General features: G+C 67.7%; 13 protein-coding genes. 6 read left to right on the top strand and 7 right to left on the bottom strand.

From position 1 onward, the window contains the following. The first annotated feature begins 19 nt into the window (after positions 1 to 19). From C5B91_RS02430 to C5B91_RS02440, 3 genes are all read left to right on the top strand, one after another. On the top strand, positions 20 to 820 hold the full coding sequence (locus tag C5B91_RS02430; RefSeq protein WP_004972661.1) for a 2-amino-3,7-dideoxy-D-threo-hept-6-ulosonate synthase: 801 nt from the start codon (positions 20 to 22) through the stop codon (positions 818 to 820). 88 nt (positions 821 to 908) lie between these two features. Continuing rightward, a complete protein-coding gene (locus C5B91_RS02435; RefSeq protein WP_008092251.1) occupies positions 909 to 1,319 on the top strand; it encodes a methylated-DNA--[protein]-cysteine S-methyltransferase in 411 nt (136 codons plus the stop codon). Between the two features lie 763 nt (positions 1,320 to 2,082). Beyond that, positions 2,083 to 3,261, top strand: a complete 1,179-nt coding sequence (locus tag C5B91_RS02440; protein ID WP_004972657.1) for a 3-dehydroquinate synthase II — start codon at positions 2,083 to 2,085, stop codon at positions 3,259 to 3,261. A gap of 46 nt (positions 3,262 to 3,307) precedes the next feature. Here C5B91_RS02440 and C5B91_RS02445 read toward each other — a convergent pair whose 3' ends face one another. The 3 genes from C5B91_RS02445 to C5B91_RS02455 form a co-directional block, all read right to left on the bottom strand. Beyond that, entirely contained in the window at positions 3,308 to 3,703 is a 396-nt protein-coding gene (locus C5B91_RS02445) for a hypothetical protein (protein ID WP_008092253.1), read from the bottom strand. A 115-nt stretch (positions 3,704 to 3,818) separates the two neighbouring features. After that, positions 3,819 to 4,913, bottom strand: coding sequence for a site-specific DNA-methyltransferase (locus tag C5B91_RS02450; protein ID WP_115819046.1), 1,095 nt, complete (start codon positions 4,911 to 4,913; stop codon positions 3,819 to 3,821). Positions 4,914 to 5,111: 198 nt separating this feature from the next. Then, entirely contained in the window at positions 5,112 to 6,119 is a 1,008-nt protein-coding gene (locus tag C5B91_RS02455) for a transcription initiation factor IIB family protein (RefSeq protein WP_004971221.1), read from the bottom strand. A gap of 264 nt (positions 6,120 to 6,383) precedes the next feature. Between C5B91_RS02455 and C5B91_RS02460 the strand changes: the two genes are divergently transcribed. Further along, entirely contained in the window at positions 6,384 to 7,172 is a 789-nt protein-coding gene (locus C5B91_RS02460; RefSeq protein ID WP_049968158.1) for a helical backbone metal receptor, read from the top strand. 20 nt (positions 7,173 to 7,192) lie between these two features. Continuing rightward, positions 7,193 to 7,714 (top strand): inosine/xanthosine triphosphatase, encoded by a 522-nt coding sequence (gene yjjX / locus C5B91_RS02465; protein WP_049968159.1) that lies wholly within the window; start codon positions 7,193 to 7,195, stop codon positions 7,712 to 7,714. A gap of 9 nt (positions 7,715 to 7,723) precedes the next feature. On the opposite strand, the gene aglD is transcribed toward yjjX, so the two are convergent. Further along, the gene (gene aglD / locus C5B91_RS02470) at positions 7,724 to 9,598 is read right to left on the bottom strand and encodes a flippase domain-containing glycosyltransferase AglD (RefSeq protein WP_008092270.1); all 1,875 of its coding nucleotides are present in this window, start codon (positions 9,596 to 9,598) and stop codon (positions 7,724 to 7,726) included. A 318-nt stretch (positions 9,599 to 9,916) separates the two neighbouring features. Between aglD and C5B91_RS02475 the strand changes: the two genes are divergently transcribed. Then, entirely contained in the window at positions 9,917 to 10,186 is a 270-nt protein-coding gene (locus C5B91_RS02475) for a hypothetical protein (protein WP_004972643.1), read from the top strand. 246 nt (positions 10,187 to 10,432) lie between these two features. Here the strand turns inward: C5B91_RS02475 and C5B91_RS02480 are convergent, their stop codons facing one another. The 3 genes from C5B91_RS02480 to C5B91_RS02490 all read right to left on the bottom strand — a co-directional run bounded on the left by C5B91_RS02480 (position 10,433) and on the right by C5B91_RS02490 (position 13,144). Beyond that, positions 10,433 to 11,056 carry a MarR family transcriptional regulator gene (locus C5B91_RS02480; protein ID WP_004972642.1) on the bottom strand — a complete coding sequence of 208 codons (624 nt, stop codon included), beginning with the start codon at positions 11,054 to 11,056 and terminating at the stop codon, positions 10,433 to 10,435. An 82-nt stretch (positions 11,057 to 11,138) separates the two neighbouring features. Continuing rightward, the gene (locus C5B91_RS02485) at positions 11,139 to 12,416 is read right to left on the bottom strand and encodes an SPFH domain-containing protein (protein ID WP_008092271.1); all 1,278 of its coding nucleotides are present in this window, start codon (positions 12,414 to 12,416) and stop codon (positions 11,139 to 11,141) included. Between the two features lie 125 nt (positions 12,417 to 12,541). Further along, on the bottom strand, positions 12,542 to 13,144 hold the full coding sequence (locus tag C5B91_RS02490; RefSeq protein ID WP_008092273.1) for an NfeD family protein: 603 nt from the start codon (positions 13,142 to 13,144) through the stop codon (positions 12,542 to 12,544). Positions 13,145 to 13,193: the final 49 nt, after the last annotated feature.

A 13,193-nucleotide genomic window follows, 5' to 3' on the forward strand; every position in this document is an offset into this window, starting at 1 on the left:
CTGCCACCCTTTCTCATACATGAACACAGACATCGGACTCTCCGCACGACTCGAACGCATCTCCACAGACGGGCGATACCTCATCGTCCCGATGGACCACGGCATCACCCTCGGCCCGGTCACGGGCCTCGTCGACATCGAATCCACCATCGACGGCATCACGCGCGGCGGCGCTGACGCCGTCCTCACGCACAAGGGCACGGCCCCGCGCGTCCACCCGAACAAAAACGGCAAAGGATACATCGTCCACGTCAACGGCTCGACCGTCATCGGCCCGGACGAAAACGACAAGCGACTCACCGGTACCGTCGAAGACGCCCTCCGCGTCGGTGCCGACGCCGTCTCCTTCCACATCAACGTCGGCTCGAACTACGAGCCCGACCAGATGACCCAACTCGCCGACCTCTGTTCCCGCGCCGCCGACTTCGGCGTGCCCGTCCTCGCGATGTCCTACGCCCGCGGCCCCGGCATCGACGAACAGGACCCCGAGGCGCTCGCCCACGCCGTTCGCCTCGCCGAGGAAGTCGGTGCCGACGTGGTGAAGACGGCCTACAGCGGCGACGCAGACTCCTTCGGCCGCGTCGTCGAGGCCACGCGCCTGCCGGTCGTCATCGCCGGCGGGAGCCGCGGTACCGACCGCGAGACGGTCGAGATGGTCCGCGGCACGATGGACGCCGGCGCGGCCGGCGTCTCGATGGGCCGTTCCATCTTCCAACACGAGAACCCCGAAGCCATCACCCGCGCCGTGAGCGCCGTCATCCACGACGACGCCGACGCCGATACGGCCCTCGAACGCGCCGGCCTCGGTATCGAAGCGTAACGCGGCCCTCTTCGGACGACGTTTCTGTTTTCGGCTTCCTTCGGCATCCAGCCTACAGATAGATACCCGCCGAGCGCGAACCCCGAGCATGCGCGTCACGATGTGGGAGTTCGCGGTCGCCGTGGACGAACGACTTCTCGGATGTTCGACCGACTCGCTCCGAACACAGCTCGCCGAGTACGAACGCGGGGAGCGCCGCGAGTTCGACGCGGACGTTCGGTTTCCCGACTCGTTCACCGGCGAGGTGATGCGCGTCATGGCGTCGATTCCGTACGGCGAGACGCGAACCTACGGCGAGGTCGCGGCCGAACTCGACAGCCACGCGGTCGCCGTCGGCCAGGCCTGCGGGCGGAACCCGGTCCCGCTCGTCGTCCCGTGTCACCGCGTCGTCGGCGCGGACTCCCTCGGCGGCTTCTCCGCCGCTGGCGGCGTCGAACTGAAGCGCGCGCTCCTCGACCACGAGCGCGGCGCAGTCCAGACGGGGCTTGACGCGTTCTGACTGATTTTATATCGCCGTAACTGGTTTATCGAGCTTCGATTTGGTCGGGAAACGCCGCGCGCGGGTAGTATTTCTCGACGACTCTCGGTCGAACCCAACACAGTTCGACTTCCCCGGCGCTCGCCGAACGGTCCAACGGATTCGGGCCCGCATTCGATTGCTCCGTCTTTCTGCGTCGGCGACGGCGTACCGTTCCCGAAACGCGACCTGCGTCACCGGTCCTCTGTCGATGACGGCGACGGACGACGGACGTGCGTCTTTCCCACTTACCCCCGGAGTTTCGTGCGGAATGTCGGGTGGTGCGTGTACGGTTCCGACCTATTCTGTGTCTGTGAGTCAGTACCGCGACAGCCCGGTCGAACTCGTCTCCCAACCCGTCGGAGGTTCGGGCATCACAATCGGTTTGACCGCGAAATTTCGTTCCGAACTGCGTCTCAGTCATCGTCCTATCAGAGCGGGTTTTGGACTCGACACCCCCGGTCGAAGTCTTCGATTCGACCGCGGGAGTTACCCTCCGAACTCGGCCGTAACCACCGTGTGCTCTACGAACCCGTTTTCCGGACCCAACAGCCCGAAGTCTTGGGTTCGCGTCAGCGCGTTCGAATCGGTCGTTCAACCTCGAAGTTGGGACCGGATACCTAAAATAAATCGTATAGCGCGATATAGAATTGGCGGGGTGCGGCCGCACCGACCCGCCGGGACCCGTTCGCCGTCCGTTGATTCATTCGCCACGTTCAAGCCCACCCACCGAGTGAAGTCGATAATGACACGAAGCGTCTGGCTCAAAGCCGACGACGCGGTCGGCGACTGGGAGACGCGGAAGCGACGCATCACGGCCGGACTGGAAGCCGGCGTCGACTGGGTTCTCGTCGACGAGGCCGACGTCGAGAAGGTGCGCGAACTCGGCGACGTCAACATCGCCGCGTTTCGGACCGACGCCGACGTCCACGTGATGGAAGCGGAAGAAGACGACGCGGACCCCGAGGCGCTCGCCGACGCCTACATCGTCGGCAAGGACGGCGAGGGCGACGCGACCGTCGAACTCCCCTCCGACTTCTCCGGTTCTGCCGACTTGACGACGCTCCGCCGCGGCGACGACCTCGCAAACGGGTCGTACGTCCGCATCCTGAGTAAGGACTACGAGGCGTTCGCCGAGGAGGCCGCTCGCGACGGCGACTACACTATCGTCATCGGTGAGGACTGGACCATCATCCCGCTGGAGAACCTCATCGCCCGCATCGGCGACGAGACCGACCTTATCGCTGGCGTCACGACCGCCGAGGAGGCCAAAACCGCCTTCGAGACGCTCGAACTCGGCTCCGACGGCGTCCTCCTCGACAGCGACGACCCCGACGAGATTCGAAAGACCGTCGAGGTCCGCGACGAGGCCGAACGCGAGTCGCTCGACCTCGTCTGGGCCGAGGTCACGGAGGTCGAACGCACGGGCATGGCCGACCGCGTCTGCGTCGACACGGGCACCATCATGGACCACGACGAGGGGATGCTCGTCGGCTCGATGGCTCGCGGCCTTTTCTTTGTCCACGCCGAGACGGCGAAATCCCCGTACGTCGCGTCTCGGCCGTTCAGGGTCAACGCCGGCGCGGTCCACGCCTACGCGCGGACTCCCGACGGCGGCACCGTCTACCTCTCCGAACTCGAAAGCGGCGACGAGGTGCAGCTCATCGACACGAACGGGAACACCCGCGAGGCCATCGTCGGGCGCGTGAAGATAGAAAAGCGACCGATGTTCCGAATCTCCGCCGACTACGAGGGCGACCGCGTCACCACGCTCCTGCAGAACGCCGAGACCATCAAGGTTCACACCCGCGAGGGACGAACCGCGGTCACGGACCTCGAACCCGGCGACGAGATGCTCATCTACTACGAGGACACGGCTCGCCACTTCGGCGAGGCCGTCGAAGAGAGCATCATCGAGAAGTAATTCCGGAGAACCGTTTTTTCGAGGCGGGCCGCCGACGGGAGCGCCTTTATGTTTCGACCGTGTACCATTCGAGTTCCGTCGCACACCACGGACAGAAGTCGAGGTTTCGGTCGAGTTCGCCGCCGCAGACCGGACAGGTCGGCTCGCCGTTCGCGTTGCGGCCGCGGGGGCGAATCCCGACGCGGTAGGCGTCGAGCGCGCTCAGGAACAGCAGTCCGAGGACGGGAATCAGCACCTCTCTCGGAACCGAGTCCACGGTCACGGTCGCCGGGTCGGCGAACGTCGAGAGCAACACCAGCCCCGCGCCGACGACGAAGGTGAACCACGCAATCGCGCGTCGCCACTCGCGGAGGTAGACGTGGCCCGCCCCGGCGATTCCGAGCGAGGCACCAACCACGCCGACGAGGGCTGCGACGAACGCGCGACGACGAGCATCGGGCATTGTTCGTTGGCGTCGTCGTCCGCACTCTTAAACGTCTGGATTATCGGATAGTCAGTCAACCGAACCGAATCCTGACCGTACGCGTTCGAACACCCCTGATTAGAGCGTTTCGAGGTTAGTCGGTCGTCTGCGCGTCTTCCGAAGTCGGCGGCGTTCCCGCGGCGTTGGCTGCCCCGGATCCGTCGTGCGGTTCGTGTTCGACGACGAACTCGCGGTCCGACCCGTCGGCCGACGCCTCGACCGACGACACGCGGTACAGACGGATGCGACGCTCCTGTTTCGTCACGACCGGGAAGTCGTAGTGCTCGGCGTCGTGGCCGGGGCGCTCGTCGCGGTCGGCGACGAACTCCCGGTGGTCGTCGAGCCGGCGTTCGACCTCCGCGCGCGAGCGTTCCGGGAGGTCGTCGAGCCGCGTTTCGAACCCGGAGACGAGGTCGGCGTCGAGGTCGTAGCCGACCGAGTTTCGGCCCGCGAGCATGGCCGCGAGCGTCGTCGTCCCGGTCCCGGCGAAGGGGTCGAAGACGGTGTCGCCGTAGACGGAGTACATCCGAATCAGCCGGAGCGGAAGCTCGACGGGGAACGCCGCCGAGCGCTCTCTAGTGCCCGAATCGAGGCGCTGGTCGGTTCCGCCGAACTCCCAGAGGTCGGAGAACCAGCGGTTTCGCTCCTCCCAGAAGAAGGCGCTCTCGTAGCGCCGGTCGTCGCCCGGCGGGAACGACCGCGCTTCGCCCTTGCGGACCACAAGCACGTACTCGTGTTCGAGCGTGACGTAGGCGTTCGTCGGAAGCGTTCCCGACCCCATGAACTTCGTCAGACTGTTGGTCGGCTTGCGCCAGACGGCGTCCGGAAGCGGCGTCAGCCCGCGCTCGCCGAGCGCGGTGAGCACGCGGGCGTGGTTGGGGTACTGGCGAAACGACCCGTCGAGGCTCCGGGTCGCGTCGCCGACGTTCACGCAAGCCAGCCCGCCGGGGGCGAGCACGCGGGCCACCTCGTCCCAGACGGCGTCGAGCTGCTCGTGCATCGCCTCGAACGCCGCGTCGCCGTCGCCCTCGTCGAGCGCCGCCGCGATGGCGTCGTCGCGCGCCGAAAAGAGGTCGTCCCACATCTCTATCATGGGGTACGGCGGCGACGTGACGACGAGGTTCACGCTCTCGTCGGCGAGTCCGGTGTCGGCGGCGTCGCCCACCGTGAGGGCGTGAGTCGTGCGCATCGTACGGACGTGTTCGCCCCGAAACAAAACCCTTCGCCTCGGTACGGAGCCGGTCGGTCCCGCGTCGCGGTCCGCGCGGTTCGAAGCTCCGGCCGGCCACTCGTCCCGACCAGCGCCGCCGCTAATGAGCGAATAACCGAAAATCGAGTCGTCTCGTCCGATTCGAACCGCCGTCCGGCGCGGTCGTCCGGCGCGTGCTCAGACGAGGCCGAGGTTCTCCTCGGCTTCGAGGAGCTCGTGGTAGCGGTTGCGGATGGTGACCTCGGAGATGTCGGCCACGTCGCTGACGGCGGCCTGCGTGGTCTTCTCGTTGGTGAGGAGGGCGGCGGCGTAGACGGCGGCGGCGGCCAGGCCGACCGGCGACTTACCCGAGTGGACGCCCTTCTCCTTGGCGTTCTTCAGGAGTTGGCGCGCGCGCATCTTCGACTCGTCGGAGAGGCCGAGTTCGCTGGCGAACCGCGGGACGTACTGCTCGGGGTCGGCGGGCTTGACCTCCAGCGAGAGTTCGCGGGCGATGTAGCGGTAGGTGCGGGCGACCTCGCTCTTCTCGACGCGCGAGACCTCCGCGATTTCGTCGAGCGAGCGTGGGACGCCGGCCATGCGGGCGGCGGCGTAGGTACACGACGTGGCGACGCCCTCGATGGAGCGGCCGGGCAGGAGGTCGTCGTCGAGCGCGCGGCGGTAGATGACCGACGCCGTCTCGCGGACGTTCTCGGGCAGGCCGAGCGCGGAGGCCATGCGGTCGATTTCGCCGAGCGCCTGCTTGAGGTTGCGCTCTTTGGAGTCGCGGGTGCGGAACCGCTCGTTCCACTTACGGAGCCGCTGCATCTTCTGGCGCTGGCGCGCGCCGAGGGAGTTCCCGTACGCGTCGCGGTCGCGCCAGTCGATGTTCGTCGACAGGCCCTTGTCGTGCATCGTGTTGGTCGTCGGCGCGCCGACGCGAGACTTCTCGTCTTTCTCGCGGGCGTCGAACGCGCGCCACTCGGGGCCGCGGTCGACGGAGTCCGCGGTCACGACGAGGCCGCAGTCGTTACAGACGGTCTCACCGTGTTCGTCGTCGGTGACGACGTGACCGCCACACTCGGGACACTGCAGCGTGTCGCCCTTCGTGTCTTCCTGTTCGGTTTCGGCCTCCTGTCGGCCGTTCTGCGTGTTTCGTTCCTGCTCCTGTGCGCCGGGGTTTCGGGTCCAGATTCGTTCACTCATGGATACGACGGCGGGTGCTCCGGGAGGGGGTGGTTAGAGGCGGCTAGAACCCGGATGCTGTCCGTAACACCAGCAACCGCAGACGACCGCATAAATGGTTTGGTATCGCTTTCGGCCAGCGGCGTCGTTTGTACGTGTGAGACGGTCACACGGACAATTGAGGTTCGTGAGGGATTCGGCGATTCACCGGTCACTCAGCGGCGGCTTCTCGCCGACCGTGACGCGATACATACTTTTCTCGAAGGGGCGTTGCCACGACTACGCATGGCCGCCCACCCCCGCGTCGTCTCGCTCGCGCCGAGCGCGACGGCCATCCTCGATGCCGCCGGTCTCGACGCTCACGTCGTCGGGGCGACCGTTCACTCGCCGACCGACAAGCCGGTCGTCGGCGGCTGGCTGAACCCAGATTTCGACCGAGTCGACGAACTCGACGCCGACGCCGTCTGCACCTGCGACGACCTCCAGTCGGACGTCGCGGCGGCGGCCCGCGACCGCGGCTACGACGTGTTCCACGTCGCGCCCGCGACGCTCGCCGAGGTGTTCGACTCGTTTCCCGTCGTCTGCGACGCCGCGGGCGACGCCAGCGCCGGCGCGACGCTCGCCGAGGACTGCCGCGACCACCTCGCCCGCGTCGCCGACGCGGTCGCCGACCGCGACCACTCGACCGTCTACTGCGAGGAGTGGGCCGACCCGCCGATGGCCGCCGGCAACTGGGTCCCCGACCTCGTCCGCGCCGCCGGCGGCTCTGCCCCGTTCGTTGCGCCCGGCGAGCGGTCCGCCGAAGTCGACCCCGAGACCGTCGCGGCCGCCGACCCCGACCACGTGGTTCTCCACCCCTGCGGGAAGGGCGAACGCGGCGACCCCGAGGCGTTCGAGGCCCGCGGGTGGAACCTCGACGCCGCGGTCCACGCCGTCGACGACTCGCTTCTCAATCAGCCGAGCCCCGCCGTCGTCTCCGGCGTCGACCGCCTCGCGAGACTGCTGCACCCCGACGCCGACCTCCCCGAGCCGTGGGCGGGCACGACCGCGACCGAATCCGACGAAGGGAAATAACCGGGCGACGCGCTATCGACATGGACATCGCGGTCGGAAGCGGCAACCCGGTGAAGCGGCGCGCGGTCGAACGAACCTGCCCCGACGCCTCCGTGGCGGCGGTCGCCGTCGACTCCGGCGTCTCCGAACAGCCGACGGGAAACGACGAGACCATCGCGGGCGCGGTCACCCGCGCGAAACGAGCCCTCGACGCGGGCGACTACGACTTCGGCGTCGGCATCGAAGGCGGCGTCGCGACCTTCCCGGCCGGCGACGGCACCGACGGGCGGGACACGTATCTCGTGATGTGGGCGGCCGTGACCGACGGCGAGCGCGTCGGTCGCGCGGCGGGCCCGAGCCTTGCGCTCCCCGACCGCATCGCGGACCGCATCGACGCGGGCGAGGAACTCGGGCCGGTGATGGACGACGTGCTCGGCACCGACGACATCGCGAAAAACGAGGGCGCGGCCGGCGTGTTCACCGGCGGCCGGCTCACCCGAACCGACGCGCTCGAATCGGCCGTGACGGGCGCGTTCGCGCCCTTCCGGTGTGAACTGTACTGAGTCGCTCCGTTACTCCGACTCGGCGAGTTCGTGCTCGCGGTCGCGCACGTCGGCGCTCTCTTCGACCGCGGTCGTCAACGAGACGTTGAGCGACAGCATCGACGCGACGCCGCCGACGATGGTGACGGCGTTTTTGACGGCGTGGTCGAGGACCGCCGCGGCGAGCGCGGCGGCGGGCGTAATCGGCGCGAGGGCGGCCATGAACACCGTGAAGGCGATTTCGTAGAGGCCGACGCCGCCGGGCGAGAGCGGAAGCACCTTCGCGAGGTTGCCGACGCTCACGGCGAAAAACGAGACGCCGACGAGGACGACGGGGTCGATGTCGACGCCGAGCGCGAGCAGGACGACGACGGCCGTCACCACGTCGACGGTCCAGATGGCGAGGCTCGTCAGGCCGACGCGGCCGAAGGCGGCGCGGTTGCCGGCGACCGCCTGCAGGTCGGAGACGAACTGCTCGATGACGCCCGCGACGAGTTCGACGTAGGAGTCCGACGAGAACCGGCCGACGAACGCCCGGACGACGTTCCGGTCCGCGCGGGCCGACAGCGCGATACCGATGACGCCGAGGATGGCGACGACGCCGACGCCGGTGGCGACGTAGGCGACGGTTCGCACGTCGTCGGCGGACACGTCGACCGTGCCGCCGCTCACGCCGGTCGCGAGCACCGTGGCGATGTCGTCGAGGCCGCCGGTCGCCGCGAGGCCGACGAGGACGACGCCCGCGAGCCCCGCGATGGTGAGCAGGTCGAAGACGCGCTCGACCGCGAGCGACGCGAAGCCCGAGGGATACGGGATGTTCCGGCGCGCCTTCACGACGTAGGCGCGCACGGCGTCGCCCGCGCGGGCGGGGAACACGAGGTTCCCGGTCTGACTGATGAATATCGCCCCCGTGAGGAACCCCGCCTTCTCGCGGTAGCCGAGTTCGGCGAGGATGTCGCGGTAGCGAATCCCCCGGAGCGGCCACGAGACGACGTAGATTATCGCGGCCGCCGCGACGAGCGCGGGGTCGGCGTCGCCGAGGACCGTGATGACTTCCGAGGGGTCGATGTAGAGCGTCATCAGCGCGAGCGCGAGGACGGTCAAAAGCAGGCCGGCGACGATGGTCACCCGGCGGGTGATGCGGGGCCGGACCGTGAGCTGCCACCACGTCCGGAGAATCTGGCTTCCCATCCCGAGGATGTCGCGGACGAGGTCGACTTTCGTGTCGCCTTTCGGCTCCCAGTCGACGGGGAACTCGGCGACCCGAAAGCCCGCGCGCTGGGCGCGGACGAGCATCTCCGTGTCCCAAAACCAGTGGTTGTCCTCTACGTCGTCGCGGAGCGCCTCGAACGCCTCGCGGCTGAACGCCTTGAAGCCGCACTGGTGGTCGCGGAGGTCCGAGCGGAGAAACAGGCGGACGAGGCCGTTGTAGGCGCGACTCGGCACGCCGCGTTTCCGCGGACGGTCGGCGACGCGGTCGGGCATCCAGCGCGACCCGGTCGCGGCGTCGTACTCGCCGGAGCGGACGCGCTCGACCAGCTCTTCGAGGTGTCGCATGTCCGTGGCGAGGTCCGTGTCGAAGTAGACGAGCGTGTCGCCGCGTGCGGCCTCGAAGGCGCGTTCGAGCGCGCCGCCGCGACCGAGGCGGTCGTCGCTGTGGTAGTGGCGAATCCGGTCGTCCTCGGCGGCCAACCGGTCGGCTATCTCCGGCGTCTCGTCGTCGCAGCCGTCTTCGGCCACGATGACTTCGAAGGCGTCGGCGGGGAGGAACGATTCGAGCGTCTCGACGGTGACGCGGACCGTGTTCTCGATGGTCCGCGCCTCGTTGTAGGCGGGGAGGACGACGCTCACTTCGACGCCGGCCGCGGTCGCGGCGGCCGGGCGTCGTTCTGTCGGGCGACCCATTGTCGTCGTATGGCCGCTATCCGCGTATGAATTTTCTGTCTTGGAACAGGTACGGTCCGTGAGACGGACAGTTCGGAACGTTCGGGTGTTCGACGGCCGCTTCGATGCGCCCCGGCGCGCCCCCGCCCCGACGCGCTCCGATGCGTCCGGCCTGTTTCCTCGTTGGTGTGTCCGGGCCGCGTGGGTGTTAGGCGACTGTACCTGCGACGGCTCGGTGGAGCCGTCCGGACGGCTCGTTTTCGGTTGAAATCGCAAGACAACGCCGTGTTAAGCTCCCGTACCAAACCCCTGATAGGCGTCTCGTCTCTCTGTGTAGGTATGAGCACGACCGCCTCCGCGACCGCAGTCGAGGGCGAGGTCCTCGACGCCAACCGCAGTCTCTCGGAGAAACAGCGCCGCATCCTCGACTACCTCCGCTCCAACGCCGGGGCGAAGACGTACTTCAAGTCCCGCCTCATCGCCGACGACCTCGACCTCTCGGCGAAGGAGGTCGGCGCGAACATGCGCCCCATCCTCGACGGCGACTTCGACGTGAGCGTCGAGAAGTGGGGCTACTCCTCGGGCACCACGTGGAAGGTGACCGTCTGAGTCCCCGCTGACGTTTCACTCAGGCCCCGCCGCACGCCGTCCTCGGCGTGCACCCCGGCGCGTCCTCCATCGCGCCACCCCACCCGGAACGCCGTCGTCTCCCACCCACACGTCGTTCCATCCCCGTTTTTTCGGGTTTTCTCGCGTCCCAGCGCCGCCGCTACGAGTCGGAACGGACACGGAACCGTCACATGGTACAGCGTCAATCGCCCGTCTCGACTGCCGGCCTCGACTCGTCCGACCTCGTCAGGGGTCGAACCGGATGAGTTCGGCCGCGTCGTCGGCGAACGCCGCGGCGTCGGAGCCGAAGGAGTCGGCGTAGCGAATCAGGAGCGTGATGACCGTCTCGGGGTTGCGGACCGCGTAGCCGTCCTCGCGCGAGAGGAGCCCCACGGCGTCGAGTTTCTTCGCGTACGTGCTCACCGTCGCCCGCGAGACGCCGAGGCGGTCGGCGAGTTCGCTCCCCGTCGCGTCGGGGTCGCGAAGCAGGTGAACGAGCATCCCGCGCGGCGTGTCACGGCGGAGATAGCCGAGCGCGACCTGCTCGAACTCGGAGAACCGACTCGCGGGGAAAAATCGCTTGTAGTCGCCGTCGCGGCGCACTTCGAGCGTGTCGTCGTCGACGAGGTTTCGGAGGTGGTACTGCGTCTCGCCGGTTCCCAACTTGAGGTCGTCGCGGACCTTCGAGAAGTGCGCGCCGGGCGTGGACGCGACGTAGCCGACGATAGCGTCCCGCGCGTCGCTCGACCCGGACGAGTCGTCCTCGCTGTCGTCGCCACCCCCGAGGCCCACGAGCGGCGTGGCGGCCCCGAGCGCGGCGAACCGACGGAGGGTCGCGCGCTTGTCTTCGTCTACCCGGCGGTTCGACATCTACTCCCACATACGAGACGGCGCGAAGAAAAGGGCTTCGGCATTTACACCCGTCCGAATCCGGGACGGTCGGCCGACGCGACTATTCGAGGTCCTTCTCGAAGGACATCTCGCTTTCGTCGTCGTCGCCGTCCTCGTCGGCGGCCGGTTGCCCGTTGCTCGCGGTCTCCGTGTCCGACGACCCACCGGTCGCGGCCGCGCCGTCGGCGCCCTCGCTTTCGGCGACGACCTCGTCGGACGACTTGATGGGTTCTTCTTCCTCGTCGGCCTCGGCGATGACCTCGTCGGGCGACTTGATGTCGTTGACCTCCGCGCCCGCCTTGATGGCTTCGGCTTCCTGTTCGAGCTGTTCGACGTCCATCTCGGCGGCCTGGTCTATCTGGCCGAGAATCTCCTCGATGTCGTCGAGCCCGATGAGTTCGCGGGTCTCCTCGTCGAACTGCTTGCTGGAGAGGCCTTCCATGTCCTGCACGTCGGAGCCGGTGAGCTGTTTGCCGTAGCGGCCGACGAGCGACGTGAGCTCCTGCGGGAGGACGAACGTCGTCGACTCGCCCTGTCCGATGCGTTCGAGCGTCTCCATGCCCTTGTCGATGATGGCGCGCTCGCCCATCGACTCGGCGGATTTCGCGCGGAGGACCGTCGAGATTGCGTCACCCTGCGCTTCGAGAATCTGCGACTGCTTTTCACCCTGCGCGCGGATGATGTTCGACTGCTTTTCACCCTCCGCGGTCTCGACGGCGGAGCGTCGCTCACCCTGCGCTTCGAGAATCATGGCGCGGCGGCGGCGCTCGGCGGAGGTCTGTTGTTCCATCGCCTGCTGCACGTCGGCGCTGGGGTTGACCTCGCGGACCTCGACGGACTCGACGCGGACGCCCCACTCGTCGGTCGGCTCGTCGAGTTCCTTGCGGATGCGCGCGTTGATTTCCTGACGCTTGTTGAGCGTGTCGTCGAGCTCCATGTCGCCGAGGACGGCCCGGAGGGTCGTCTGGGCGAGGTTGGAGACGGCGCGCTTGTAGTTGTCGACCTCGAGGAACGCCTTCTTCGCGTCCATCACCTTGATGTAGACGACGGCGTCGGCGGTCACCGGCGAGTTGTCGCGCGTGATGGCTTCCTGTCGGGGCACGTCGAGCGTCTGGGTCCGCATGTCGAACGCGTAGGTCCGAGAGACGAACGGCGGGATGAAGTTGATACCCGGTTCGAGGAGGCGTCGGTACTCCCCGAACACCGTGAGCGCCTTCTTCTCGTAGGCGTCCACGATTTCGACCATCTGATACACCGTCACGATGGCGAGGACGAGCACGAGGAGGCCGACGACGACGCCTCCGATGCCCAGTCCCGCCTGGAGGGCAAGTAAGTCCATACGCCCGTGTTGGGTTGGACGAATGATAAGTATTCGTGTGGTGCGGCCGTCACGTCGGACGATTTCGGCGGCGACGAGGGCGTAGTCGGCCCGAACCGCGCCGGTTGGCGTGCGGCGGCCGCCGATCAGACGCCTTCGGTGCCCTCTCGTTCGAGTTCTTCTTCCCGCTCCGCGGACTCCTCGCGTCGCTGCCGCGCCCGCTCGCGGGCGAGTTCGCGGTCGATTTCGTCTTCGCCGGGGCCGACTCCCTCGACGGTCACGACGTTGCCGCCGCCGGGGTCGACGACGATGACTTCGGTTCCCTCCTCCAGTTCGCCGTGGACGGAGCGGGCGGCGTAGTAGGGGTTAAAGCCGCCCTCGTCGAGTTTGACCTCGCCGCTGGTCGGCGTGACGCGCTCCGTGACGCGCCCCATCTTCCCCGTTAACGCGTCCGAGTCGCTCGTCTTTCCCTCTCCTTTCCCGCCGTAGAAATCGAGCTCTCGATAGCCGTAGAGTGCGAGCGCGCCGAAGACCAACACGAGGAAGGCGAGCGCGAGCGGGCCCGAGAGCGGCGCGATGAGGAGGCCGGCCAGCCCCGCCGCGAGGAGGGCGACGCCGAGGACGACGAAGTGTGCGCCGGGGGCGATGGCCTCCGCGAGTGACAGGCCGAGACCCGCGAGCACGAGCAACAGCGGAAGCGTCTCGGGGGTGATGAGACCGGTCTGTAACGGGAACGGCAGGTATGCCATACCGGCTCTAGGGTCGTCGTCCGATTAAGGATTGAGGGTCGAATTCGTC

Source organism: Haloferax sp. Atlit-10N (genome assembly GCF_003586325.1).
Classification (GTDB): domain Archaea; phylum Halobacteriota; class Halobacteria; order Halobacteriales; family Haloferacaceae; genus Haloferax; species Haloferax prahovense.

Excerpts from the sequence above, each read along its gene's own strand:
- aglD (WP_008092270.1), bottom strand. The coding sequence starts at position 9,598 with ATGGGTCGCCCGACAGAACGACGCCCGGCCGCCGCGACCGCGGCCGGC.
- C5B91_RS02450 (WP_115819046.1), bottom strand. The coding sequence starts at position 4,913 with ATGCGCACGACTCACGCCCTCACGGTGGGCGACGCCGCCGACACCGGA.
- C5B91_RS02455 (WP_004971221.1), bottom strand. The coding sequence starts at position 6,119 with ATGAGTGAACGAATCTGGACCCGAAACCCCGGCGCACAGGAGCAGGAA.
- C5B91_RS02430 (WP_004972661.1), top strand. The coding sequence starts at position 20 with ATGAACACAGACATCGGACTCTCCGCACGACTCGAACGCATCTCCACA.
- C5B91_RS02440 (WP_004972657.1), top strand. The coding sequence starts at position 2,083 with ATGACACGAAGCGTCTGGCTCAAAGCCGACGACGCGGTCGGCGACTGG.
- C5B91_RS02475 (WP_004972643.1), top strand. The coding sequence starts at position 9,917 with ATGAGCACGACCGCCTCCGCGACCGCAGTCGAGGGCGAGGTCCTCGAC.
- C5B91_RS02460 (WP_049968158.1), top strand. The coding sequence starts at position 6,384 with ATGGCCGCCCACCCCCGCGTCGTCTCGCTCGCGCCGAGCGCGACGGCC.
- yjjX (WP_049968159.1), top strand. The coding sequence starts at position 7,193 with ATGGACATCGCGGTCGGAAGCGGCAACCCGGTGAAGCGGCGCGCGGTC.
- C5B91_RS02480 (WP_004972642.1), bottom strand. The coding sequence starts at position 11,056 with ATGTCGAACCGCCGGGTAGACGAAGACAAGCGCGCGACCCTCCGTCGG.
- C5B91_RS02490 (WP_008092273.1), bottom strand. The coding sequence starts at position 13,144 with ATGGCATACCTGCCGTTCCCGTTACAGACCGGTCTCATCACCCCCGAG.
- C5B91_RS02445 (WP_008092253.1), bottom strand. The coding sequence starts at position 3,703 with ATGCCCGATGCTCGTCGTCGCGCGTTCGTCGCAGCCCTCGTCGGCGTG.
- C5B91_RS02435 (WP_008092251.1), top strand. The coding sequence starts at position 909 with ATGCGCGTCACGATGTGGGAGTTCGCGGTCGCCGTGGACGAACGACTT.
- C5B91_RS02485 (WP_008092271.1), bottom strand. The coding sequence starts at position 12,416 with ATGGACTTACTTGCCCTCCAGGCGGGACTGGGCATCGGAGGCGTCGTC.